25 protein-coding genes are annotated in these 22,506 nt (G+C 72.6%); 11 read left to right on the forward strand and 14 right to left on the reverse strand.

Features of this window, described 5'->3' with window-relative positions:
* Window positions 1-133 precede the first annotated feature (133 nt).
* Both CRV15_RS36585 and CRV15_RS36260 read left to right on the forward strand, forming a co-directional pair.
* Window positions 134-415 carry a hypothetical protein gene (locus tag CRV15_RS36585; RefSeq protein ID WP_003956157.1) on the forward strand — a complete coding sequence of 94 codons (282 nt, stop codon included), beginning with the start codon at window positions 134-136 and terminating at the stop codon, window positions 413-415.
* The gene (locus CRV15_RS36260) at window positions 381-725 is read left to right on the forward strand and encodes a hypothetical protein (protein WP_003962134.1); all 345 of its coding nucleotides are present in this window, start codon (window positions 381-383) and stop codon (window positions 723-725) included. Before CRV15_RS36585 ends, CRV15_RS36260 begins: the two co-directional genes overlap by 35 nt.
* 58 nt (window positions 726-783) lie before the next feature.
* On the opposite strand, the gene CRV15_RS36590 is transcribed toward CRV15_RS36260, so the two are convergent.
* On the reverse strand, window positions 784-936 hold the full coding sequence (locus tag CRV15_RS36590) for a DUF397 domain-containing protein (protein WP_063646047.1): 153 nt from the start codon (window positions 934-936) through the stop codon (window positions 784-786).
* 85 nt (window positions 937-1,021) lie between these two features.
* Between CRV15_RS36590 and CRV15_RS37840 the strand changes: the two genes are divergently transcribed.
* Together CRV15_RS37840 and CRV15_RS04875 are read left to right on the forward strand one after the other, a co-directional pair.
* Entirely contained in the window at window positions 1,022-1,303 is a 282-nt protein-coding gene (locus tag CRV15_RS37840) for a hypothetical protein (protein ID WP_003956154.1), read from the forward strand.
* Window positions 1,269-1,613 (forward strand): hypothetical protein, encoded by a 345-nt coding sequence (locus CRV15_RS04875; protein WP_003956153.1) that lies wholly within the window; start codon window positions 1,269-1,271, stop codon window positions 1,611-1,613. The genes CRV15_RS37840 and CRV15_RS04875 overlap by 35 nt, the downstream gene beginning before the upstream one ends.
* A 59-nt stretch (window positions 1,614-1,672) precedes the next feature.
* Here CRV15_RS04875 and CRV15_RS04880 read toward each other — a convergent pair whose 3' ends face one another.
* Window positions 1,673-1,879: a DUF397 domain-containing protein gene (locus tag CRV15_RS04880; protein WP_003956152.1), complete on the reverse strand. Its 207-nt coding sequence runs from the start codon at window positions 1,877-1,879 to the stop codon at window positions 1,673-1,675.
* A complete protein-coding gene (locus CRV15_RS04885) occupies window positions 1,876-2,706 on the reverse strand; it encodes a helix-turn-helix domain-containing protein (protein ID WP_003962132.1) in 831 nt (276 codons plus the stop codon). Before CRV15_RS04885 ends, CRV15_RS04880 begins: the two co-directional genes overlap by 4 nt.
* 104 nt (window positions 2,707-2,810) lie before the next feature.
* On the opposite strand from CRV15_RS04885, the gene CRV15_RS04890 reads away from it, so the two are divergent.
* From CRV15_RS04890 to CRV15_RS35835, 3 genes are all read left to right on the forward strand, one after another.
* Window positions 2,811-3,221, forward strand: a complete 411-nt coding sequence (locus CRV15_RS04890) for a hypothetical protein (RefSeq protein ID WP_003956150.1) — start codon at window positions 2,811-2,813, stop codon at window positions 3,219-3,221.
* Between the two features lie 561 nt (window positions 3,222-3,782).
* The gene (locus CRV15_RS04895) at window positions 3,783-4,022 is read left to right on the forward strand and encodes a hypothetical protein (protein WP_003956148.1); all 240 of its coding nucleotides are present in this window, start codon (window positions 3,783-3,785) and stop codon (window positions 4,020-4,022) included.
* A gap of 171 nt (window positions 4,023-4,193) precedes the next feature.
* Window positions 4,194-4,367 carry a hypothetical protein gene (locus CRV15_RS35835; protein ID WP_009997757.1) on the forward strand — a complete coding sequence of 58 codons (174 nt, stop codon included), beginning with the start codon at window positions 4,194-4,196 and terminating at the stop codon, window positions 4,365-4,367.
* A gap of 429 nt (window positions 4,368-4,796) precedes the next feature.
* Here the strand turns inward: CRV15_RS35835 and CRV15_RS04900 are convergent, their stop codons facing one another.
* The 5 genes from CRV15_RS04900 to CRV15_RS04920 all read right to left on the reverse strand — a co-directional run bounded on the left by CRV15_RS04900 (window position 4,797) and on the right by CRV15_RS04920 (window position 9,785).
* Entirely contained in the window at window positions 4,797-5,837 is a 1,041-nt protein-coding gene (locus CRV15_RS04900) for an ABC transporter substrate-binding protein (protein ID WP_003956146.1), read from the reverse strand.
* Between the two features lie 33 nt (window positions 5,838-5,870).
* Complete coding sequence (locus tag CRV15_RS04905) at window positions 5,871-6,707, reverse strand: ABC transporter ATP-binding protein (RefSeq protein ID WP_003962131.1); 837 nt, start codon at window positions 6,705-6,707, stop codon at window positions 5,871-5,873.
* A gap of 1 nt (window position 6,708) precedes the next feature.
* Window positions 6,709-7,899: a FecCD family ABC transporter permease gene (locus CRV15_RS04910; protein ID WP_003956144.1), complete on the reverse strand. Its 1,191-nt coding sequence runs from the start codon at window positions 7,897-7,899 to the stop codon at window positions 6,709-6,711.
* A 12-nt stretch (window positions 7,900-7,911) separates the two neighbouring features.
* Entirely contained in the window at window positions 7,912-8,994 is a 1,083-nt protein-coding gene (locus CRV15_RS04915) for a pyridoxal-phosphate dependent enzyme (protein ID WP_003956143.1), read from the reverse strand.
* Window positions 8,995-9,206: 212 nt separating this feature from the next.
* Window positions 9,207-9,785 carry a BLIP family protein gene (locus CRV15_RS04920; protein WP_003962129.1) on the reverse strand — a complete coding sequence of 193 codons (579 nt, stop codon included), beginning with the start codon at window positions 9,783-9,785 and terminating at the stop codon, window positions 9,207-9,209.
* A 346-nt stretch (window positions 9,786-10,131) separates the two neighbouring features.
* On the opposite strand from CRV15_RS04920, the gene CRV15_RS04925 reads away from it, so the two are divergent.
* The 3 genes from CRV15_RS04925 to CRV15_RS04935 all read left to right on the forward strand — a co-directional run bounded on the left by CRV15_RS04925 (window position 10,132) and on the right by CRV15_RS04935 (window position 11,965).
* The gene (locus CRV15_RS04925; protein WP_003956140.1) at window positions 10,132-10,761 is read left to right on the forward strand and encodes a class I SAM-dependent methyltransferase; all 630 of its coding nucleotides are present in this window, start codon (window positions 10,132-10,134) and stop codon (window positions 10,759-10,761) included.
* 5 nt (window positions 10,762-10,766) lie between these two features.
* Entirely contained in the window at window positions 10,767-11,306 is a 540-nt protein-coding gene (locus CRV15_RS04930; protein WP_003962128.1) for an RNA methyltransferase, read from the forward strand.
* A gap of 203 nt (window positions 11,307-11,509) precedes the next feature.
* Entirely contained in the window at window positions 11,510-11,965 is a 456-nt protein-coding gene (locus CRV15_RS04935; protein WP_003962127.1) for an ATP-binding protein, read from the forward strand.
* Between the two features lie 40 nt (window positions 11,966-12,005).
* On the opposite strand, the gene CRV15_RS04940 is transcribed toward CRV15_RS04935, so the two are convergent.
* Both CRV15_RS04940 and CRV15_RS04945 read right to left on the reverse strand, forming a co-directional pair.
* Window positions 12,006-13,529: an SDR family oxidoreductase gene (locus CRV15_RS04940; RefSeq protein WP_003956137.1), complete on the reverse strand. Its 1,524-nt coding sequence runs from the start codon at window positions 13,527-13,529 to the stop codon at window positions 12,006-12,008.
* Between the two features lie 485 nt (window positions 13,530-14,014).
* Window positions 14,015-14,851, reverse strand: coding sequence for a sulfurtransferase (locus CRV15_RS04945; protein ID WP_003962126.1), 837 nt, complete (start codon window positions 14,849-14,851; stop codon window positions 14,015-14,017).
* Between the two features lie 359 nt (window positions 14,852-15,210).
* Between CRV15_RS04945 and CRV15_RS04950 the strand changes: the two genes are divergently transcribed.
* The gene (locus tag CRV15_RS04950; RefSeq protein ID WP_003962125.1) at window positions 15,211-15,990 is read left to right on the forward strand and encodes a VOC family protein; all 780 of its coding nucleotides are present in this window, start codon (window positions 15,211-15,213) and stop codon (window positions 15,988-15,990) included.
* On the opposite strand, the gene CRV15_RS04955 is transcribed toward CRV15_RS04950, so the two are convergent.
* The 4 genes from CRV15_RS04955 to CRV15_RS04970 form a co-directional block, all read right to left on the reverse strand.
* Window positions 15,965-16,705, reverse strand: a complete 741-nt coding sequence (locus CRV15_RS04955) for a thymidine kinase (protein ID WP_003962124.1) — start codon at window positions 16,703-16,705, stop codon at window positions 15,965-15,967. The two genes, CRV15_RS04950 and CRV15_RS04955, sit on opposite strands and share 26 nt — an antisense overlap.
* Window positions 16,706-16,829: 124 nt before the next feature.
* A complete protein-coding gene (locus CRV15_RS04960) occupies window positions 16,830-18,035 on the reverse strand; it encodes an alkaline phosphatase family protein (protein ID WP_003962123.1) in 1,206 nt (401 codons plus the stop codon).
* On the reverse strand, window positions 18,035-18,649 hold the full coding sequence (locus tag CRV15_RS04965) for a DUF5998 family protein (protein WP_003962122.1): 615 nt from the start codon (window positions 18,647-18,649) through the stop codon (window positions 18,035-18,037). The genes CRV15_RS04960 and CRV15_RS04965 overlap by 1 nt, the downstream gene beginning before the upstream one ends.
* Window positions 18,650-18,696: 47 nt before the next feature.
* Window positions 18,697-22,308, reverse strand: coding sequence for a bifunctional GNAT family N-acetyltransferase/acetate--CoA ligase family protein (locus tag CRV15_RS04970; RefSeq protein WP_003962121.1), 3,612 nt, complete (start codon window positions 22,306-22,308; stop codon window positions 18,697-18,699).
* Window positions 22,309-22,506 lie beyond the last annotated feature (198 nt).

Here is a 22,506-nt window from a genome sequence, read left to right on the forward strand (position 1 = left end):
CGCCTCCCGCGCACGGGGCTCCCCCGCCGTACGCACGCCGCCGGCTGATCCCCAACAAGCCCCACCGGCTTCCCCTGTCCGGGGAGGCCGGTGGGGCTTTCTGCGTTCACGGGCCCCTGCGTCGCCCGATCGGGTGGCCCCGGCGCTGAAGAACCGTTCGGCCCCCCGAGAGGGCAGCAGACGTACGACCATGCCACTTGGCGACAAGCACCCGAAGAAGGACGTCGAAACAGCGCTGAAACGGGCGGAGAAAGCCGGACTCAAAGTGACGCGGAAGCAGAACCGACACAACTGGGGCGCCGTTCTCTGCTGTCCGTGCAATGACAGCTTCACCGTCCACTGCACCCCGCAGAACCCAGGTCGAGAGGCGAAGAAGATCGATGGCTTCACCAACAACCACCGTGGCCACGCGTGAGTGGTACTTCAACCTTGTACTGGACGCCCCCCTCACCGAGGAACAGTCCGACACGCTGGCGGGGCTTGACCGCTTCAATGACGGACGGATCTGCCTGGCGGAACGACCGGGCTACAGCCGGTTCATCTGCTCGTTCGATGCCGAGACCCTGACCGGCGCCATCGCGGAAGCTCTTTCCCTGTTCGAGGACTTCCCCGGCGTTCTCGTCCGCAGTGTCGAGCTGGACCACGTCGCACTCGACGAGAACGGCATGGCGACCCCTGCCGTCGTCCCGGCGCCGCCACCGCTGGAGGACGAACCGGCGGCCTGACGACAGCAGACGGCCCCGTTCCCCTCGGTCCAAGGGAACGGGGCTGCTGTGTGTCTGCCTACAGGTCGGCGGCGCGGGCCACGGCCACCAAACCGGCGAACGCGCCTGTGGAGACCATGAGAACCGGGCCGTCCGTCCGCTTGCTGTCCCGGACGGGAACGGTGCCGGTCGCCGAAGCGTACGAGGGTGCCCACTCCACCCAGGCCACCAGGGACCGATTCTGCCCACCAGCTCCCTCTGTCCGGAGAGGCTGGTGGGGCTTTCTGCATTCACGGGCCCCTGTCTCGCTCGTTCGGGTGGACCAGGCGCTGAAGAACCGTTCGGGCCCCCGAGGGGGCAGTAGACGTACGACCATGCCACTGGGAGACAAGCACCAGAAGAAGGATGTCGAAGCTGCGCTGAAACGGGCGGAGAAGGCCGGACTCAAGGTGACGCACGACAAGAACCGCCATCACTGGGGCTACGTGCTGTGCTGTCCGTGCAACCGAAGCGTGACAGTGCACGGCACCCCGAGAGACAACGGAACCATGGCGAAGAGGATCGATGAGTTCACCGACAGGCACCGGAACTGTGCGTAGCTGGCATTTCATCCTGCATACGCAAGATCCACTCACCCCGGACCAGGTCGATGTCCTGGCCGGACTCGACCAGTTCGCGGACGGGGACCTCGGCCTTGAGCAAGGCCCGGGCTGCTCGCTCTTCACCTGCTATGTGGACGCGCCGACGCTCACCGGCGCCATCGCGGACGCACTTGCCCGCTTCGAGTACTTCCCGGGGGTGCTGATTCGAAGCGTGGAGCTGAGTGAGTACTCCCTCGACCACAACGGCATGTGGACCCTCGCCGTCGTCCCCCCACCGCCACCGCTGGAAGCGGACCCGACGGCCTGACAGCAGCAGACAGCCCCGCCCCCTCTCGGTCGGAGGAAGCGGGGCTGCTCTGTGTCTGCCTACAGGTCGGCGGCGAGGGCGAGCGCAACGAGTCCGGTGAACGCCTGCGGGGTCACTGTGAGGACGGGCCCGTCGGCACGCTTGCTGTCCCGGACCGGGACGACACCCAAAGTCGAGACGGCGGCAGGCGCCCACTCAACACAGTTGCCCCCCTGCTGGCTGTAGGACGACTTGACCCACTGGGCCGGGGTCGGGTCAACGCTCATTGGAATTCCCTTCGAACATCACTGATCAGGTCACGGGAGGACGCCGGGGACAGCGCGCCCGCCTGCAACTGATCGTAGGCCCTCTCCCACCGGTCAAGGAGACCGTCATCCCGTTCTAGGTACCCGCGACTTGCGGACTCCGTGTAACCAACGAGCGTTCGATCCTGCATGGTTAGCAGCACCGCAGGGAGCAGCAGGGGACGAAGGTGCCCAAGGGCGTACGGGACAAGTTGAAGCGTCACGGACGGCAGGGTTGAGACGCTGACCAGATGATCCAGTTGGTTGGCCATCACGTCGCGCCCACCGACCACGCGGCGGACGCAGCTTTCGTCTAGTACCGCGTACACGAGTGGGGCGTCACGGTGCCGGAGAAGCCGCTTCTGGCGCTTCGCCAAGAGCGCGACTCGCTCAGTGGCTAGCTCTGGCGTGATGCTGCCCCGCTCGACATCTGCCCGTGCCAATGCTCCGGCGTACCCGGGTGTCTGAAACACGCCCGGAATCACGCCAAGCTCAAACGTCCGTAGACGTACGGCTTTCATCTCGTGCTGTAGGTACTCCGGGAACCCCTCCAACAGCACTGTGTCTTGGATCGCTTGCCACATGACGTCGAACGTCGCACCTGTGCCAAGGGCAGCGTCAGCCGCCTGAGCGAAGTCACGGGATGGGGATCTGCGGCACGTTTCTACGGCGGAGATGTGTGTTCCCGAGTAGCCCATACGTTCGCCCAATTCATCCTGAATCCACCCTCGCGCCTCACGTGAGCTGCGGAGTTGCACAGCAAAGGCGGCCAAGGGTGACGACTTCGGATCTACTTCTCGTCGATACATGCTCCCTCTTAAGTCCTCATGATCTTGGGACAAGTTGAAGACGTGCCAACTCTAGGTCACCCTGAATCCCCTTGGTAGCGATTCCGCTACGGAGAGGAGCGACCGTGCGTGCTGCACAAGATCCCTCAAGTTGCCTGCCACAGCAGCCCCGTTGTCCCGCCCGCGTCGACGGGGCTGTCCAGCTCCCGGAGGAGTGGTCCGTCCCGCCCGAGATCGTGTTGCCGGAGGGCGTGGCACGCGGCCCGTTCCGGCGCCCGTCGGCCGACACCATCGCACTCCTGCCGGAGCTGCTGGCCGACTACCGCGACCTGAGGTGGGGCGGCGCACTGGCCCGGGACACCGCCACGGGACGACTGGGGTTCGTCGTCGGCGACACCGATGACGGTCGCTTCATCCTCCAGCCCTCCCGCGGGGGCCGCACCTGGACCGCACAACCCGACGACGTCACCCGGGCCACCCTGTCCGACAAGGTGGCCGAAAGGAACCAAGACCCTTTTCGGAGCATGCAGTCATGAGATTTCTCCGATCGATAGGCGTCTCCCGCATCTTCGGCGGTAGCTGGATTTCTTGCGGGGTCCTGCTGGCTCTGCTGGTTATCGCCGACGCCGGGCAGGGGCCCATCTGAGACTCCTCTCAGCGGCGCGGAGATCACCCTCCCCGTGTGACCACTCCGCAGCGCTGAGAGGCCCCACCACCGGGTTCATCGCCCATGGGTGGTGGCAGGGGTCCGGCCGCGCGGTATCCCCTCGAAACGCCGACCGGACCCCATCAAGCCCCTCTGGCCCGTCTCACCGGGCAGAGGGAAGAGGGAGCGCGCAACCCGCCTGCCGTGCTCCCTGGCCCCGGTCGTCCTCAGCCCCCGTAGGAACGGCCGGGGCCCCTTCCACACTCACTGGAATCGAAAGGCTTTCCGTGCGACCCCGAAAGTCCAAGCTTTCCATAGCAATTGCCCTGGTGATCCTGTCTCTGGGATATCTCGCCGTGGGGATACTCGTCGCCGTGATTGCGCAGGAACTCGAAAACCTCTGTGTCCCCACCTGACAAGGGCGGCCCCGCCGTTTCCGAAAGGAACACCCATGTCGCTCCACGCCGAAGAAGCCCCTGAAGGACCCTGCGAACTGCGCATGATCCGGATCTACGACTGCGTGGTCCCCGAGCGCGTCATCGTCGTCGCCCGGGTCGCCTTCACCGTCTTCGCGAACACTCTGCGCGCCGGAAAAATGGACCACCTCATGGCATCCGACGAGGAGATGGCCGACGCGACGGAGCTGGTGAACTGGTTCCGCGAGTCGGGGTCCGACCCCGGCAACCTTTAGCCGCAGGCAAACGCCACCGCCGTCCCTCCGCCCGCCATGGCCCAGACCATGGCGGGCGGGACTCCCCCGTTCCGGCGGACGTCGGTCGAAACCACCGTTCGCCGACCGGCACGGAAGCTGCTCCCGGGGGACCTGACCGTCGTTCCGCCAGCACGTCCACGGAGGTTGACCATGAGTCGGCCGTATGACCGAGGTCCGGAGTTCAATCCGCTCGACTTCGGACCCTGCGCCTGCCCCCGCCCCGACTGCAAGCTCAAGAAAAAGGCTCCCGTACTCACCGCCCTGCGGGAGAAGACCCCTGCGGCCACCGCCCAGCCGGAGGAACCCGATGCACCGCCGCAGTAGGAAAGCCTCCCTGCTGGGATCCATCATGATTCTGTCGCTGTGGGCCATATCCGTGGGGATAATCGCCTCAGGAGTCGCCAGCGACCTCAAAACACTCCACCTCCCCACCTGACAGAAGCCCCCCGCACCGGGGTGGGCCGTCTCCCCGTGGTGGGGGGTGCAGGGTCGTCCCCGGAAGGGACCGGCGGAGAATCACCCGCGTCCAGACATCGGACGTCCGGTCTGCCGGCCCTGAGGAGTCGAGCCCGGAGGCCCCCACCCCCGCACCCGACGGGTGACCCGAGCAAAACAAGCCCGTCCGGCGTTTGAGGACGGACCCCGCACCCAACGGAAAACCTCACGCGCAAGCCGACGAACCCCCGCGCGGGCCCACCGGGCAAGCGGGGCTCCGGCGACACGGCGCGGAAGCACCGTGCCGCAGCGGAGTTGTCAGCGACGCAGTGACGTCAGGTACGCGGCGAACTTCTCCAGGCCGTCGACATTGCGGGGACCGCTGATGCCCTCGTTGTAGTGGAGGACGAAGAACTGGTTCTTCCGCACGGCGGGCAGCGCCCGGGTCCGGGGCGAGGTCCTCAGGAACTCGATCTTCTCCGAGGCGGGCTGGTCGCCGTAGTCCAGGATGATGATCACCTCGGGTGCGGAGCGGGTGACGGCCTCCCAGCCCACCTGGGTCCAGCGGGCGTCGAGGTCCGCGAAGACGTTCCGGCCGCCCGCCGACCTGATGATGTCGTGCGGCGGGACCTGGTTGCCCGCCGTGAACGGCTGGTCGGTGCCCGAGTCGTAGAGGAACACGGGCAGCGGCTCGCCTCCGGCGCGCGCGGTCTCCCGTTCGACGGCGGCGACCCGCCGCTTGAGCCCGGCGACGACCTCGTCCGCCCGCTTCTCGACGCGGAAGATCCGCCCCAGCCGTTCCAGATCGGTGTAGAGGGCCTTGAACGGGGTGGCCCGCTCCGGGTGGCCCGGGTAGTTGAAGCAGCTCTCCGTGTGCAGGAAGCTCTGGATGCCGAGCTTGTCCAGGATCGCGGGCGTGATGCCGCGCTGGTCGCTGAAGCCCGAGTTCCAGCCCGCGACCACGAGGTCCGCCCGGTGCGAGACGACGACCTCCTTGTTCAGCAGATCGTCGCTGAGCTTGCGGACCTTCGCGTACTCCTTCGCCCAGGGCGACGTCCGCACCGATGGGTTCGCCGGGGGCATGACATACCCCAGGACGTGGTCGGTGAGGCCGAGGCTGAAGAGCTTGTCCGCGCTGCCGCCCTCGTACGCGACGGCGCGCCGCGGAACGGTGTACGGGACGGGCTCGCCGCAGCGCTTGACGGTGACCCGCTTCTCCTCCTCCGCGCCGGAGGTGACATCGGCGCCGCAGCCGGCGACCGCGAGGGTGGCGGCGAGGGCGGTGAGAGCGGTGAGGGTACGGGAGCGGCGGTGGAGGCCGGGGCGGGGACGGCGTGGGGCCGGGGCGGTCGGGGACACGTTCGGACTCTCCTCACAGGGTGGTGCGGTGGTTCAGGACCGGGGGCCGAGATCATGGAGCAACTGGGGTGCTCCGGTGGCGGGGTGGCGTACGACGGTGGCCGTCACCCCGAAGACGTCCCACAGGAGACCGGGGGTGAGGACGTCGGACGGCGTGCCCTGGGCGACGAGCCGTCCCTCGCTGAGGACGGCCAGCCGGTCGCACACGGCGGCGGCCAGATTGAGGTCGTGGAGGACGACGAGAACCGTCAGAAAGGACTGTTCGCGCAGCAGCCTCAGCAACCTGATCTGATGCCGGATGTCCAGGTGGTTGGTCGGCTCGTCGAGGACGAGCACCCGGGGCTCCTGGGCCAGGGCCCGGGCGATGAGGACGCGCTGCCGCTCGCCGCCGGAGAGGCCGAGCACGCCCCGTCCGGCGAGATGGCGCACGTCCAGCAGGTCCATCACCCGCTCCAGGAGATCCTGTTCGGCGGCGGGGCCCCGGGACCGGTGGGCCCGCCGGTGCGGGGCGCGGCCGAGCGCGATCAGCTCCTCGACGGTGAAGTCCAGGTCGACGGCGGGGTCCTGGGTGAGCGCGGCGACCGTCCGGGCGCTCCGCCGCGGTGGCAGCGCGAGCAGGTCGGTGCCGTCGACGCGGACGGCCCCGGTGGTGGGCCGCAGCGCCCGGTAGACACAGCGGAGGGCGGTGGACTTGCCGCTGCCGTTGGGGCCGACCAGGCCGACGACCTCTCCGGCCCCCGCCCGCAGCGACAGCTCGCGGACGAGGGCGCGGCCCCGGACGGTGACACCGAGGCGGTCGAGTGTCAGCTCCGCACCCGGTGGGGGGTCTTCGGTCACGAGGTCTTCGGATACCGGGTCTTCGGGCGTCATGTCAGTGTCCTCCGAACGCATAGGTCCCGCGGCGCATGAGGGCGATGAAGACGGGCACGCCGATCAGGGCGGTGATGACACCGAGGGGCAGTTCGCGCGGGGCCGCCAGGGTGCGGGCCAGCAGATCGGCCCAGACCATGAAGAGGGCCCCGGCCAGGGGCGCGATCAGCAGCACCCGGGCGTGCACGGCGCCGACGAGCAGCCGGGTCACATGCGGCACCACCAGGCCGACGAAGCTGATGGCCCCGCTGGCGGCGACCGTCACCCCGGTGATCAGGGAGGCGAGGAGGAGCAGTCGGCGGCGGTAGGCGTCCGGGGCGACGCCGAGGCTGGCGGCGGTCTCGTCCCCGAGGGCCAGGACGTCCAGGCCCTGGCCCATGCGGTGGAGGACGGCGACTCCCGCCGCCACGACCACCGCGACGACGGGGAGGGCGCTCCAGCTCGCGGCGCCGAAGCCGCCCATCGTCCAGTACAGCACCGTGCTGGTGGATTCGCTGTCGGGCGCGAGATACACGATGAGGCTCATGACGGCCTGGAGGCCGAAGGAGACCGTGACCCCGGTGAGGACCAGCCGCAGCGGGGAGAGGCCGCCGCCGCGGACCGCCGCGAGATGGACGAGGACGGCGGAGAGCAGCGCCCCGGCGAAGGCGCCCGCGGACATGGCGTGGAGGCCGAGCCCGGCGAGCCCTCCGGTGACGGTGACGCTCACCGCGCCGACGGAGGCCCCGGAGGAGATGCCCAGGACGAAGGGGTCGGCGAGGGCGTTGCGCACCAGGGCCTGCACGGCGACGCCCACGGCGCTGAGACCGGCGCCGACGAGGGCGGCGAGCAGCACGCGCGGGGTGCGGATCTCCCAGATGATCTGGTACTCCGGCACATCGGCGGCGGGGACGACGCCTCCGGTGAGGGCGGCCCACAGATGGCGGGCGGTGTCACCGGGGCCGATGGCGGCGGGGCCGAGGCCGATGGCGAGGAGGACGGAGAGGGCGAGGGCGGCGCAGAGTCCGGCGGCGAGGACGGTGACCGCCGCCGGGCCCGCCGCGATCCGGGAGGCGTGCGGCGCGGTTCCCCGTTCCGGCGGTGCGTCGTTCGTCCGGGAGTCCTGAGCCTGCTGGGCCTGATGAGTCTGCTGAATCTGCTGAATCTGCTGGGTCTGCTGAATCCGGTGGGTCTTTCGGGTCCGCTGGGGCATGGGGCCGGCGGCTCAGAGGGGCCGGGAGGCCGTGGCGAGGTGGCGTTCCGCGGTGCCGTCGCCCTCCGGCGGGGCGCAGGCGCGGTTCCACTCCAGGCGGGTCCAGGGCATGACGAGGTCGTCGGGGCCCGCGGCCTCATGGGGGGCGTACGCCGGTGGGGGCACGGGGTCGGCGTCGGCGTCGGCGAAGGACGGGTCGCCGATGGGCGCGTCGGCGAAGACGGCGTCGACATAGCGGTGTCCGGTGTCGGGGGCGATGAACACCACGGTGCGGTCCGGGGCGAGGCCGCGTTCCCAGCGGGCGGCGAGATGGGCGGCGCCGGTGGAGAGTCCGGCGAAGACGGCGTGGTCGCGCAGGAGGGCCACGCTGCCCGCGCGGGCGGCGGTGAATCCGACCCAGTGGACGGTGTCGTAGAGGGTGTGGTCGACGTTCCCGAAGGGGATGGAGCTGCCGATCCCGGCGATGATGATCTCCGGGTCGGGCACCTGCTCGGCGCCGAAGGTCACGCTCCCGAACGGCTGGACGCCGACCAGCCGCACCCCGGACGTCCGCTCGCGCAGCCGCCGGGCGAGCCCGGCGGTGGACGCCCCCGAGCCGACGCCCCCGACAAGGGTGAGGGGGCGCCCGCCGCAGCTCTCGTGGACGCGGTCGGCGACGGCCCGGTAGCCGAGGCAGTGGATGTCGTCGTGGTACTGGCGCATCCAGTGGTACTCGGGGTGCTCGGCCAGGATCTCCCGGATCCGGGCGACCCGCCGCCGCTGGTCCAGCTTGAGATCGGGGGTGGGCTCCATCTGTTCCAGCCGGGCGCCGAGGATGCGCAGTTGGGCGCGGAGGGTCCGGTCGACCGTGGTGGAGCCGACGATGTGGCAGCGCAGGCCGTAGCGGTGGCAGGCGAGCGCGAGGGCGTGGGCGTAGATGCCGCTGCTGCTGTCGAGGAGGGTGTCCCCGGGGCGGACGGCCCCGGTGGACAGCAGATGTCTGACCGCCGCGAGGGCGGAGACCACCTTCATCGTCTCGAAGCGCAGACAGACCACGCCGTCGTCGAGGCGGATCAGGTCCGGTCGGCCGATCGCCTCGGATATGTGCGGGTCCACGGGCACGTCTCCTTGTCCGGGCGCGGGCAGGGGGGATCGGCCCCCGCTGCCGTCGAACGCCCCAGGGTGGATGGGACGGCCACCATCTAACGATAATCATTTTCATTTAGCCAGTCCGAGGTCCCGGACGCGGACGTGACGTGGGCAACACGAAGGCCCCTCACCAGGAGGGGCCTTCGGGACGGACACCCGGACCGGGCGGCGGGCCGGACCTACGTCAGCAGGTCGGTCTTCCCCTTGGAGACGAGAGCCCCGTCGGTGAAGAGGAAATAGGCGTAGGCGAGGTACGAGCGGGCGGAGTCGCACGTATAGGACTCCTCACGGCCCGCCTGCGAGGGGTACGCGGGGTACGCCTCCCGCTTCTTCGCACAGGACTTCCGGTCCACGACGGCCATGACCTGATCCACCGTCATCCCTGTGGTGACCCGGTTGTACTTGGCCAGCGTCATGGACGGGGCGGCCGGGACGATGAGGCCGTCCTGGCCCTTGTGGGTGAGCCTGTCGTTCGTGAAGGTCAGATGGGCGTAGGCGTACCCGTCCCACCACCTCTTGGAGCTCCAGCACGTGGCGGTCTTCATCGCGGGCCCCGTCGGCCACCCCTCACAGGACTCCGCGCCGATGGCATTGATCACCTGCGCGCTCGTCATACCGAACTGCGCCGCGCCGAACTTCTCCGCCGTCATCGTCCCGGGAGGCGCCATGACCCCCGCCTGCCCGGCCGCGACCGCGCTCGGCGCCGCCATGACGATCGCCGCGGCGCACGCCGCCCCGATTCCCCAACGCCTGCCCATACCACTCCGCCTTTCCCCGAATGACCGGCGGTCGCCTCACCTCGGCCGACCGCCAAACCCGCCCGAGTATGGGAAGGCCGCCGACCGGAGGTCAAGGAGAACACTCGGTGATCGCCCCGGCGAAGAGCGCACGGAGAGCACCGCGGGAGGCGGACCCGCGCGCCCGGACACACGACCCGCACGGCCCGTAGCCCCCTTGGCGGTCGGTGACGGCCCGGGAGGCCACCTCCCCCGAGGTCCGGGGGCGTACGGGGCGCAAAGGGGCGTGCGGTGAAGCGGTAAACTGACGCGGCACAGCGACTCCCTCCCTCGATCACTGTGCGTAACCGGAGAGGAGTTGATCGAGGTGGCCGAGCAGGGCCGACAGCACTATTTCTCGGCAGATCCCGGGGTGGCCTCACGGCCCGGACAGGTCCGGGTGGAGCTGGAGGACGTGCAGCTCGATCTGCGGACGGACTCCGGCGTCTTCTCCCACTCCCGGCTCGACCCCGGCACCAAGGTGCTGCTGGAGAACGCCCCGCTGCCGAGGAACCGCGGCGACATCCTCGATCTGGGCTGCGGCTACGGCCCCATCGCACTGACCTTCGCCACCCGGCGCAAGCGGCTGCGGGTGTGGGCCGTCGACGTGAACGAGCGCGCGCTCGGCCTGGTGCGGGAGAACGCGGAGACGGCGCGGCTCGGCAATGTGACGGCCTGCCTGCCGGACGAGGTGCCCGAGGACGTCCGTTTCGGAACGATCTACTCGAACCCGCCGATCCGCATCGGCAAGGCCGAGATGCACGCCATGCTGCTGCGCTGGCTCCCGCTGCTCCAGGACGGCGGCACCGCCTATCTGGTGGTGCAGAAGCACCTCGGCTCCGACTCCCTGGCGAAGTGGCTGGACGCGCAGGGCCTCCCGGCGGCCCGGCTGCTGTCCCACCGCGGTTACCGGCTGCTTGAGGTCCAGAAGTCATCCGACCGCTCCTCACAGGATTGAGAGACATGCACCAGCTCAGGGGAACCGAACTCAAGCGACTGCACCGGTCCTGGAAGCGGCAGAGCTCGGCGGAGGTCGCGCTGCTGCTGGAGAACGTCCAGTCGCCGTTCAACGTGGGCTCGATCGTGCGCACCGCCGCCGCGCTGGGCGTCGGACGGCTCTACCTCGCCGGGAACACCGCCTCCCCCCGCAACGCCAAGGCCCAGAAGATCTGCATGGGCACGGACCGTTATCTGGACGTCCAGACCTTCGAGACCCTGCCCGAGGCGGTGGAGCGGGTCCGGGCCGACGGCTATCGGCTCGTGGGCCTCGAACTGGCCGACGAGGCCGTGCCGCTGCACGAGGCGGACCTCTCCGGGGCCACGTGCATCGCCGTCGGGAACGAGGACCACGGCATCTCGCCCCAGGCCCTGGGGATGTGCGACGCGGTGGCCTTCATCCCGCAGCTCGGCCGGGTCGGTTCGCTGAACGTGGCCACCGCGCTCGCCGTCGCCTGCTACGAGGTCCGCCGCCAGGACTGGGCGGGGCTCCCGGCCGACGCCTGAGCCCGGCGCGGCCCGGCCTCCTCGGCGCGTGGGAACGTTCCCGCGCCTGAGGCCCCGCCCCGTCCGTCCCTTCCCCATCTCCTCGGGTCGTCCCCGTCGGTCCCGTCCGCCCCGCGCAGGAGTGGGCGCCCCGGACCGGGGTAGGCGAGCCCCGTCGTACGGCGGAACGCGTGCGGCGGGATCGACAACGGGGTGTGGAACGGATGGATCATCGGACCGGACTGATCGACCGGCACGGCGGCGCACAGGGGTGGCACACCGTGCCCTGGGCCGCCGTCTGCTACGAGGGAGCGCCGTCGAGCATCGCCGACGCGCGCCGGTTCACCGGGGACTTCCTGCGGCGGACACGGGCCCGGCCGGGCGTGGCCGTGCCCGCGGACGCGGTGCGGACCGCGCAGCTCGTGGTGAGCGAACTGGTCACCAACGCCTGCAAGTACGCGCCCGGCCCCTGTCTGCTGGAGCTGGAGGTGAGCCGCGGGGTGCTGGAGATCACCGTGCGGGACGCCAGTCCCGCGCTGCCGGTGGTCGGTGCCGCGGGCGGCCCCGAGCGGATCGGGCGGCACGGTCTGGAGATCGTGCTGGCGCTCAGCGAGAGTTTCGAGGCACGGCGCGAACCGGTGGGCAAGCGGGTCCTGGCGCGGCTCGCGCTGCGCGCCTGACACCGCCGGACGGCCGCCGGTCAGCCGCCGGTCAGCGGTGTCAGGCTCCCTCCCCGCGTCTGACGGCCGCGCGGGCGATGTTGCGGGCCATCCCGCCGAAGACGACCGAGTGGAACGGGGCCACGCTCCACCAGTAGGCGTGCCCCAGCAGCCCCCGGGGGTGGAAGAGCGCGCGCTGCCGGTAGCGGGTGCGGCCCTCGGCGTCCCGGTCGGCGTACAGCTCCAGCCAGGCCAGGCCGGGCAGCCGCATCTCGGCGCGCAGCCGCAGCAGCCGGCCCGGTTCGATCTCCTCCACCCGCCAGAAGTCGAGCGAGTCGCCGACCCGCAGCCGCTGGGCGTCCCGCCGTCCGCGCCGCAGCCCGACCCCGCCCGCGAAGCGGTCCAGCCAGCCGCGCACGGCCCAGGCGAGCGGGAAGGAGTACCAGCCGTTGTCGCCGCCGATGCCCTCGATGACCCGCCAGAGCGCCTGCGGCGAGGCGTCGACGGGCAGTTCCCTGCGGTCGGTGTAGAGGCTGCCGCCCGCCCAGTCGGGGTCGGTGGGCAGGGGGTCGCTGGGCGCGCCGGGCACGGCGGCGGAGGACCAGCGGGTGACGACGTTCGCCTCCCGGACCCGTTGGACCGCCAGGGTGAGCGCGCCCCGGAAGCCGAGCGGACGCCCCGGGCCGTCGGGGGCCCAGCGGGCGATGTCGTGCTCGCGGCAGACCACCTCGTACCGCAGTGACTCGGTGAGCGGGCGGGCCACGGAGTGCGGGACGGGGGTGACGAGGCCCACCCAGTGGCTGGACAGCCGGGGGGTGAGCACCGGGACCGGCACGATCAGCCTGCGGGGCAGCCCGGCGACGGCCGCGTAGCCGCGCATCATCTCCCGGTAGGTGAGGACGTCGGCGCCGCCGATGTCGAAGGCGCGGTGCACGTCGTCGGGGAGCGTGGCGCAGACGAGGAGGTAGCGCAGCACGTCGCGGACGCCGATGGGCTGGACGCGGGTGCGCACCCAGCTCGGGGTGACCATGACCGGCAGCCGTTCGGTGAGGTAGCGCAGCATCTCGAAGGAGGCGGAGCCGGAGCCGATGATGACGGCGGCGCGCAGCACCGCGGTGGGGACCTCCCCGTCGAGGAAGATCCTGCCGACCTCGGCGCGGGAGCGCAGATGCGGGGAGAGCCGGTGCTCGGGCACCCCCGCGGGGGTGAGTCCGCCGAGGTAGACGATGCGCCGCACCCCGGCGGCGCGGGCCTCCGCCGCGAAGATCCGCGCGGCCTCGCGGTCGGTGCGCTCGAAGTCCCGGCCGGTGTTGAGGGAGTGGACGAGGTAGTAGGCGACGTCGACACCGGTGAGGGCGGTGCGGACGGAACGGGCGTCGAGGACGTCGCCGCGGACGCTCTCCACGTCCGCGGCCCAGGGGTGGTCCCGCAGTTTCTCGGGGCTGCGGGCGAGGGTGCGCACCCGGTGGCCCGCGGCGAGCAGTTCCGGCACCAGTCGGCCGCCGATGTAGCCGGTCGCTCCGGTGACGAGGCAGCGCGGCCGCTGTCCGGGGGGCCGCCCGGCGACGGGGGTGTCCGCCGTCATCGTCGTCTCCGCCTTCCTCTCCGTCGGTCCGTGTGGTCCCCATCCTCCGCGATCACCGGGGCCGCGGCGCGGCGGGCCCGGCGACGGGAGGGTGAACCGGCGGCGGCCCGCGGTCCGTGTGCCGGCCGTACGGACCTGTCCGCGGGCCGCCGGGGGGCACGGGGAACCGGCGGCCGGACGGCGGCCGGACGATCCGGGAGGGGTACGGATCATCGCCCGCCGGCGGGAGCGGTGACCGCGCCGGGTGGGAGGGCTCGACATGTCGTCACCCCCTCCCACCCGGCGGCACAGGACCGGGCCGGGACACGCAGGCGGGGCGGCCGGACGACGGGCCGGGATGCCGGACCGGGACGTCCGTGCGCACACGGCCCCGGGGCACCGGGCCGGGCAGGCCCGGCTGCCGGGCCCGGCGCACGGACGACGGCACCACCCGTGCCGCGCGTCCGGCCCGGAACCGGCCGCAGCACGGCGGACGCGCGGCCGGATCAGCCCGGCAGGGGACCCGTCGCCACCGGGCGGGCGGGGTCGCGGGACCACTCGGACCAGGAGCCCGCGTAGAGCGCGGGGACGAAGCCCGCCAGTTCCAGGGCGATGGCCTGCTGGGCGGCCGATACGCCCGAGCCGCAGTAGACGGCCACCTCGTCGCTCTCGGCGCCCAGCGCCGTGAACCGCTCGCGCAGGGTCGCGGGAGGCAGGAACCGTCCGTGCTCGTCCAGGTTCCCGTCGGTCGGCGCCGACACGGAGCCGGGGATGTGACCGGCCACCGCGTCGATCGGCTCGACCTCGCCCCGGTAGCGTTCGCCCGCCCGCGCGTCGAGGAGCAGCCCCTCGCGCGCCCACGCGGCGGCGGTGTCCGCGGTGAGCAGCGGCAGCGCGCCCGGCGCGGGGGTGAAGTCGCCCTCGTCGGACCGTCGTCCCGTCCCGGTCTCCAGCGGTCCGGTCCAGGCGCCGAGGCCGCCGTCCAGGACCCGGACGTCCCGGTGTCCCGCCCAGCGCAGCAGCCACCAGGCACGGGCCGCGCCCCACCCCTTGTCCGCGTCGTGGACGACCACGGGCGAGTCGGCGCGGACCCCGGCCCGGCGCATCGCGGCCCCGAACACCTCCGGGTCCGGCAGGGGGTGCCGGCCGCCCGCGCCGGGCGGTGCGGCCAGTTCCTTGTCCAGGTCGACGAAGACCGCGCCGGGGATGTGCCCGGCCTCGTACTCGGGGCGGCCGTTCGGCCCGCCGAGCCGGTAGCGGACGTCGAGGAGGACCGGTGGCCGGGGCCCCGCGAGCGCGTCGGCGAGTTCGTCGGCGGAGATGATCGGGCTGATGGCGTTCATGGCCCCATCCTCGCCCACGCCGCCCCGGCCGGGGACCCGGGCGACCGGTTCTCGTCCGTCCGTGCCCGCCCCGGGCCACCCCTCGCGGGAGTGCCGCCGTGCGGCCGGTGCACCGCCGTGACCACGGGGTCCGCGGGGTCCGCCGCCCGCCCTGAGCCGGCCCGTTCCCCTGAATCTCCCGCCTGTGCCGCCGTGAGACCCGCACCGCTCAACGGGAACCCGCCAAAAACGGCGCGGCCGGGGCGCGCCGGACGTCGGCGGCATGGAAGCATGCGGCTCGGGGGCGCACGGCCCGCACGACGGCACGCGCACCCCGTCCCCCCGCACGGCCACCACGATGGTCCGAGGAGAGAGTGACGATGACCGAGGCGACTCGGCACACCCCCGGCACGCCTTGCTGGGCGAGCCTGATGGTGCACCGCCTGGAAGCTACCCAGTCCTTCTACCACGAGCTGTTCGGCTGGGATTTCAGCCCCGGTCCCCAACCGCTCGGCCCCTATGTGCGCGCCCGGCTCGACGGCAAGGACGTCGCCGGTCTCGGGCAGCTTCCCCGGGGGCGGCAGGCCCCGATGTCCTGGACCCCGTATCTGGCCACCGACTCCACGGACTCCTGCGCGGAGACGGCCCGGTGCAGCGGTGCCACCGTCGCGGTCGGTCCGCTGGACGCGGGGGACGCGGGCCGGCTGGCGATCGTCGCCGACCCGGTGGGCGCGATCTTCGGGATGTGGCAGCAGGGGGCGCTCCCGGGCACGGCGGTGCGCGGCGCCCATGGCACCCCGGTCTGGCACGAGTTGCTGACGGTGGAGTCCGCCGCGGTGCGCAAGTTCTATGAGACGGCGTTCGGCTACGAGGTGGAGGAGGCCCGTTCCCCCGGGGGCGGTTCGGGCGCGGACCGGGTGACGCTGCGGATCGACGGGCGTCCGGTGGCGGTGGTGCACGGGCTCGGGCGGCTGCCCCAGGGGCGGGGCAGCCACTGGATGATCTCGTTCGAGGTCGACGACGCCGACCGGGCCGCGCGCCGGGTGACCGAGCTGGGGGGACGGGTGGTCGACGCGCCGGAGGACGGGCCGCGCGGGCGGACGGCGACGGTGGCCGACCGGGAGGGCGCGATGTTCAGGATCGTACGGTCGGGCGGCTGACGGAGCCGACGGGGCCGCCGGAGGTGGCGGCGACGGACCGGACCGCACCGGACGCGGCGGCGACCGGGGCCGGGGCGTCGACCGGGAGCACATCGGGCGAGAGGGCCGCCGCACGCGCGCTCGCGGCGGTCATCCTCCGGCGGTGGTGACGCCGGCACAGCACCTCGTACCCCACCTCGTCAATGGCGTCGACGTCGCCGATCACGACCTGGGCCCCTTCGACGACCATCATCCCGCCGACGGTACGGGCGTTGTGGGTGGCGCGCGCCCCGCACCAGCACAGCGCCTCCACCTGGAGCACCTCGATCCGGTCGGCCAGCTCCACCAGCCGCTGCGACCCGGGGAAGAGCTTGGAGCGGAAGTCGGTGGTGATACCGAAGGCGAAGACGTCCAGACCGAGATCGTCGACGACCCGCGCGAGCTGGTCTATCTGCTCGGGCGCGAAGAACTGGGCCTCGTCGGCGATGACGTAGTCGCAGCGCCCGCCCTGGGAGAGCCGGTCCACGAGATGGGCGTACACGTCGAAGCTCTCCCCGGCCTCGACGGCGTCGGTGACCAGGCCGAGCCGGGAGGACAGCTTGCCCTCGCCCGCGCGGTCGTCCCGGGTGAAGATCACTCCCTGGAGGCCCCGGGCGGAGCGGTTGTGCTCGATCTGAAGAGCGAGGGTGCTCTTTCCGCAGTCCATCGTTCCGGAGAAGAACACCAGCTCGGACATGGGGGGTTGAGACCTTTCGGGGTCAGGGGGCGGTGCGGACGGACAGCACGGAACGGCGGGCGGACGACAGCGGGCGACGGACAGCGGGCGGCGCGGTGCGGGCCTAGGAACGGACGGTGGACACCTAAGCGCGGACCTCAAGCAGCGGCACCAACTGCTCGGCCGGGGTCATGGAGCCGTGCAGCCCGACCATCGCGGACTCATGGCGCTCGGAGACGGAGGCGGTGATCGCCACGTCGTCCCGGGCGGCGGCGATCACATCGCCGATCCGGCCGTGGACCCGCTCGTCCACGGAGGGCCCGAACCAGCCCGCGGCGATGGCCTCCGCCCGGCTCGCGACCCAGAAGCGGTCGCCCAGGACCTCCCGCCAGACCGCCAGCACATCGGACTCGGCGCCGGGGACCGCGTACACATGCCGGGCCCGGCCCTCACCGCCGAGGAGGGCGACGCCCGCCCGCAGCTCCCAGTCCTCGTCGAAGTCGATCCGCGACTCCTCGTCGAAGGGGACGTCGACCATGCCGTGGTCGGCGGTGACATAGAGCGCGGAACGGGGCGGCAACTGCTCGGCGAGCCGCTGCACCAGCCGGTCGACATACGCGAGCTGGCCCCGCCAGGCGTCCGAGTCGACACCGAACCGGTGCCCCTTGCCGTCGACCTCGCTGTAGTACGTATAGACGAGGGAACGATCCCCCGCGGCCAGTTGCTCGGCGGCGAGGTCCATGCGTTCCTCGCCGCCGAGGCGCCCGAGAAACGTTCCGCCACTGAGGGCGATCTGGGTGAGCGGGGTGTCCTCGAAGATCGGGGACGAGACCTGCGCGGTGTGCACCCCGGCCGCGTGGGCGAGCCGGAAGACGGTCGGGTACGGCTGCCAGGTGTGCGGATCGGTCCACGGCCGCCAGCGGAGCTGGTTCATCAGCTCCCCGGTGGCCGGGTCGCGGACGGTGTACCCGGCGAGACCGTGGGCGCCGGGGTGCTGCCCCGTGCCGACGGAGGCGAGCGAGGTGGCCGTGGTGGCGGGGAACCCGGCGGTGATCGGCCGCCCGGTGCCGCCGCACGAGGTGGGCAGCAGCGAGGTGAGATAGGGCGCGTCGGCGGGGTGGTTCCTGATCTGCTCCCAGCCGAGGCCGTCGATCAGGAAGACGCAGTTGCGGTCGGCGGGGGTCAGCTCGCCGATGAGCGGCTCCAGGCCGGGGACGCCGAGTCCGGCCGCGAGGGTCGGCAGCAGATCGGCGAGCGAGCCCCGTCCGTACGCGGGTACGGGGGCGCTGCCGACGGCGAGCGGTTCGGGCTCGTCCGGCCAGACGGCGGCGGGGGTGGCGGGCTGGACCATCAGCGGGTGGCGCCGGACGGGGTCGCCGTGGCCGCCGTGGCTTCGGAGAGCGCCTGGGCGAAGGCGAGGGTCTGCCGGACGGTGTCGGGGCCGTCGCCGGCCTCGCTGACCCGCAGGCTCAGATCGTCGGCGGTGGAGCTGCCGGTGTAGCCGTGGTCGGCCTCGCAGTTCGGGTCGCCGCAGGCGGCGGGCTCCAGGTCGAGCCGGGAGACCGCGCCCCAGCCGATGGTGAGCACGACCTCACGGGGCAGGGTGCCGGGTGTGTACGCCTCGGGGTTGGCCACGACTCTGCTGACGACGACGGAGGAGATCCGGTCCAGCTTCACCGATTCGGTGGAGGTGGTGGCGTACGGGGTCGGGGAGCTGGAGTCGGCGGCCTGCTCATCGGTGTGGCTGACGATGAAGCGGTTGCCGGTGAGGACGAGGACGGTCACATGGCGGCGTACCTCGTTGGCGTCGAAGGTGGTCTCCTGGTGCACCAGGTACGACCCGATCTGCTCTCCGCCGACAGCGGCCTCCACCGCCTCGGCCACCAGAGCCGGGTAGTAGCCGCTGCGCTCGATCGCCGCGCGCAGCCCCTGGGTCGTCGTACCGGTCTTCGCCATGCGGTCCATCCTACGGGGCCCCGGGGGCGCCGGGCGCTCACATCGCCCAGGAGTGCTCAGTAGCTCGGGAGACGGCGCGGCCCCAGGTCAGTGAAGGTGGCGGCGGGGGCCAGCCGGACGGAGGCACCGAGCACGGAGAGTCCGCGTTGCGCCACGACGACGGGTTCAAGACTGATCGAGACCACTTCCGGGTGGCCGTCCACCAGTCGTGATACCCGCAACAGCAGCTCTTCGAGCGCGGGGGTGTCGACGGGGGCGGAGCCGCGCCAGCCGAAGAGGAGGGGAGCCGTCCGGATGCCCCGGACGAGTTCGGCGGCGTCCCGGACGGTGGCGGGGACGAGCCGGTGGGAGGTGTCCCCCAGCAGCTCGGACGCGGCTCCCGCGAGACCGAAGGAGAGGACGGCGCCCACGGCGGGATCGACGGCCGCGCGGACCACGGTGTCGACGCCCCGGGGGGCCATGGACTGGACCACGGGGCGCAGCGCGTCGGGCGGGCCGAGCTGTTCGGTCAGCTCGCGGTAGGCGAGGCGGAGCTGTGCCTCGTCGGCGAGGTCGAGGCGGACGCCGCCGAGGTCGGGGCGGTGGCGGAGCTGGGGCGCGGTGGTCTTGAGCGCGACGGGGTAGCCGAGCCGGGCCGCCGCCCCGGCGGCGTCGTCGGGGCCGGGGGCGGGCAGGGCGGCGCGGACGCGGATGCCGTACCGGCCGAGGAGGGCGTGGGCGTCCGCCGCGGGGAGGGTGCCGCTGCCGTCCTCGTCGAGCAGCCGCTCGATGAGCGCCGCCGCGCCCACCTCGTCGATGTCCTCGAACTCGGGCACCCGCCCCGGCTCGGCCGCCTGCCGCCGCCAGCGGGCGTACCGCACCGCCTCGGACAGCGCCCGGACGGCCCGCTCGGCCGCCGGATACCCGGGAATCCGCCCGCCGCCGTCCCACTCGCCCGGCCCGGCGCCGGCCTCCGGCACGGACCCGCCCGACGACAGACCGGAACCGCCACCGGACGGGGCGGACGACCGGACCTCCCGCACCGGGCCGCCGTCACCGCGCGCGGCGGACGCACCGGGCGGCACAGGGCCGCCGCCGGGAACGGACACCGCCCCGCCATCCCCCGTCGACCGGGCATCCGCCCCGTGCACCGACCCCTCGGAGGAACCGGACACCGGGACGCCTTCTCCGCCGCCCCGCGGAGACCCGCCCGACAGCGGACCGGAACCATCACCGGGCGGCACGGACGGCCCGGCACCGGGAGCGGACGACGGCAGACCGGAGCCGCGAGCCTCCGGGGCGGATGCCGGAGCGCCCGGCGCGGCGGACACCGGAACCTCCGGACCGGTCGGCACCGGCCCACCGCCGGGAACGGACACCGCCGCGCCACCCGACGGGGTGTCCGCCCCGTGCACCGGCTCCCCGGGGACCCCGGACACCGGGACGCCTTCCCCGCCGCCCCGCGGAGACCCGCCCGACAACGGACCGGGACCGCCACCGGACGACCGGACCTCCCGCACCGGGCCGCCGTCACCGCGCGCCGAGGACACCGGCGCGGCCGCCCCGCCCGACCGGGCGTCCGCTCCGGGCACGGACCCGTCCGACGACGGAGCGGGACCGCCACCGGGCGGCACGGACGGCCGGGCACCGGGAGCGGACGGCACCGGGCCACCGGGAGCGGGAGCCCGTCCCGCGGCCGACGGCAGGCCGGAGCCACGGGCCTCCGGGGCGGATACCGAAGCACCGGGGGCACCCGACCGCCGCACCTCCCCCACCAAGCCGCCGTCACCGGGCGGGGCGGGCGCGTCGTCGGTGGAGCCGCGGACGGCCGCCAGGGCTTCGGCGAGGCCGCGGAGTTCCACGTGGACCACCGCGACCGGCTTCGTCCGGCCCGACTCCGCGACCGCGGCCCGCAGCGCCCGCGCCAGCACTTCGCCGTCGCCCGACTCCGTCGCCCCGTGCTCGCCCACCCAGGGGATCGCGGTCACCACGACCGCGTCGCAGCCGTCGTCGGCGAGGGCCCGGGCGAGCGCCGCCCGGAAGTCCGCCGGGGTGGCGTCCGTGGTCAGGTCGAGCGGCGGCTGCGGACGCAGTCCTTCCGTCAGACAGGCGTCATAGGTGAGCAGCCCCAGCGACTCGGAGTTCCCGAGGATCGCCACCCTCGGCCCGGCCGGCAGCGGCTGACCGGCGAGCAGCAGTCCCACGTCGATGAGTTCCGTGACCGTGTCCACACGGATCACCCCGGCCTGCCGCAGCAGCGCCCCGACCGCCGCGTCCGGGATCCGGGTGGCCGGGACGGCGTGCCCGGGCGGCTCGCTGCCGCTGTGCCGGGCGCCCTTGACGACCACGAGCGGCTTGACCGCCGCCGTACGCCGGGCGAGCCGGGTGAACTTGCGCGGGTTGCCGATCGACTCCAGGTACATCAGGACCACATCGGTGTCGGGGTCGTCGTACCAGTACTGGAGGAAGTCGTTGCCGGAGACGTCGGCGCGGTTCCCCGACGAGATGAACGTCGAGAGCCCGGCGCCCCGGCGGTGCAGCTCCGACAGGAGCGCGATCCCGATCGCACCGGACTGGGTGAAGAGCCCGATCCGCCCCGGCGCGGGCGACCCGGGGGCGAGCGAGGCGTTCAGCCGTACCGCGTCGGCGGTGCTGATGATGCCGAGCGAGTTGGGGCCGATGATCCGCATCCCGTACGAGCGGGCGCGGCGGACGAGTTCCCGCTGCCGCCGCCGTCCCTCCGCGCCGCTCTCGGCGTACCCGGCGGTGAGCACCACCAGTCCGCGCACCCCGTGCTCACCGCAGTCCGCGACGGCCTCGGGCACCCGCTCCACCGGTACGGCGACCACGGCGAGGTCGACGGCCTCCCCCGTCGCGGCGGCGATCTCCGCGACGGAACGGAACGCGGGCACGCCCTCCACCTCGGTCCGGCCGCCGCCGAAGGCGCGGTTCACCGCGTAGAGACGGCCTCTGTAGCCGGAGTCCAGGATGTTGCGCAGGACGGTGCGGCCCATGCCGCCGGAGGCGCGGCCGGTGCCGATGACCGCCACCGAGCCGGGTGCGAGCAGCCGCTGCACGGAGCGGGCCTCGGCGCGCTGCTCCCGGCCCCGCTGGACGGCGAGCGACTTCTCGGTGGGCTCCAGATCGAGCGTCAGATGGACGGAGCCGTCCTCGAAGCTGCGCCGCTGGGTGTACCCGGCGTCCCGGAACACCTTGATCATCTTGGTGTTGGCGGGCAGCACCTCCGCCACGAACCGCCGCACCCCCCGCTCCCGTGCCACCGCCGCGATGTGTTCGAGCAGCGCCGACGCGACCCCGCGCCCCTGGTGCGCGTCCTGGACGAGGAAGGCGACCTCGGCCTCTTCGGCGGGGGCGGAAGCGGGGCGTCCGAGGCCGTCGATCCGGTCGTAGCGGACGGTGGCGATGATCTCCCCGCCGACGGTGACGGCGAGTCCCACGCGGTCCACGTAGTCGTGGTGGGTGAAGCGGTGGACGTCCCTGTCGGTCAGCCGGGGGTAGGGCGCGAAGAACCGGTAGTACTTGGACTCGTCCGAGACCTGTTCATAGAAGCTGACCAGCCGCCCGGCGTCATCGGGCGTGATCGGCCGGATACGCGCGGTGCTGCCGTCGCGCAGCACCACATCGGCCTCCCAGTGGTCGGGATAGGTCTGTTCCGGCCGGGTGCGCATGGCGAAAGCGTACGGCGGTCGGAGCGGTCACGAAGCTCTGCGGGAGGAGAAAGGCGAGGTCGGAACGGCCGGCCGGGGTGGCGGGGGCCATCCGGGGCTCCCTGGGGGCCCCGTCGGCGCGGCTGGTTCGCCCCCGGACGGCACGGGGCGGGGCCCGTACCATGGCACACTGGTCTAGACAACCCATTTCCCCCCGAA

It is taken from the genome of Streptomyces clavuligerus (assembly GCF_005519465.1).
In the GTDB taxonomy this organism is placed as follows: Bacteria; Actinomycetota; Actinomycetes; order Streptomycetales; family Streptomycetaceae; genus Streptomyces; species Streptomyces clavuligerus.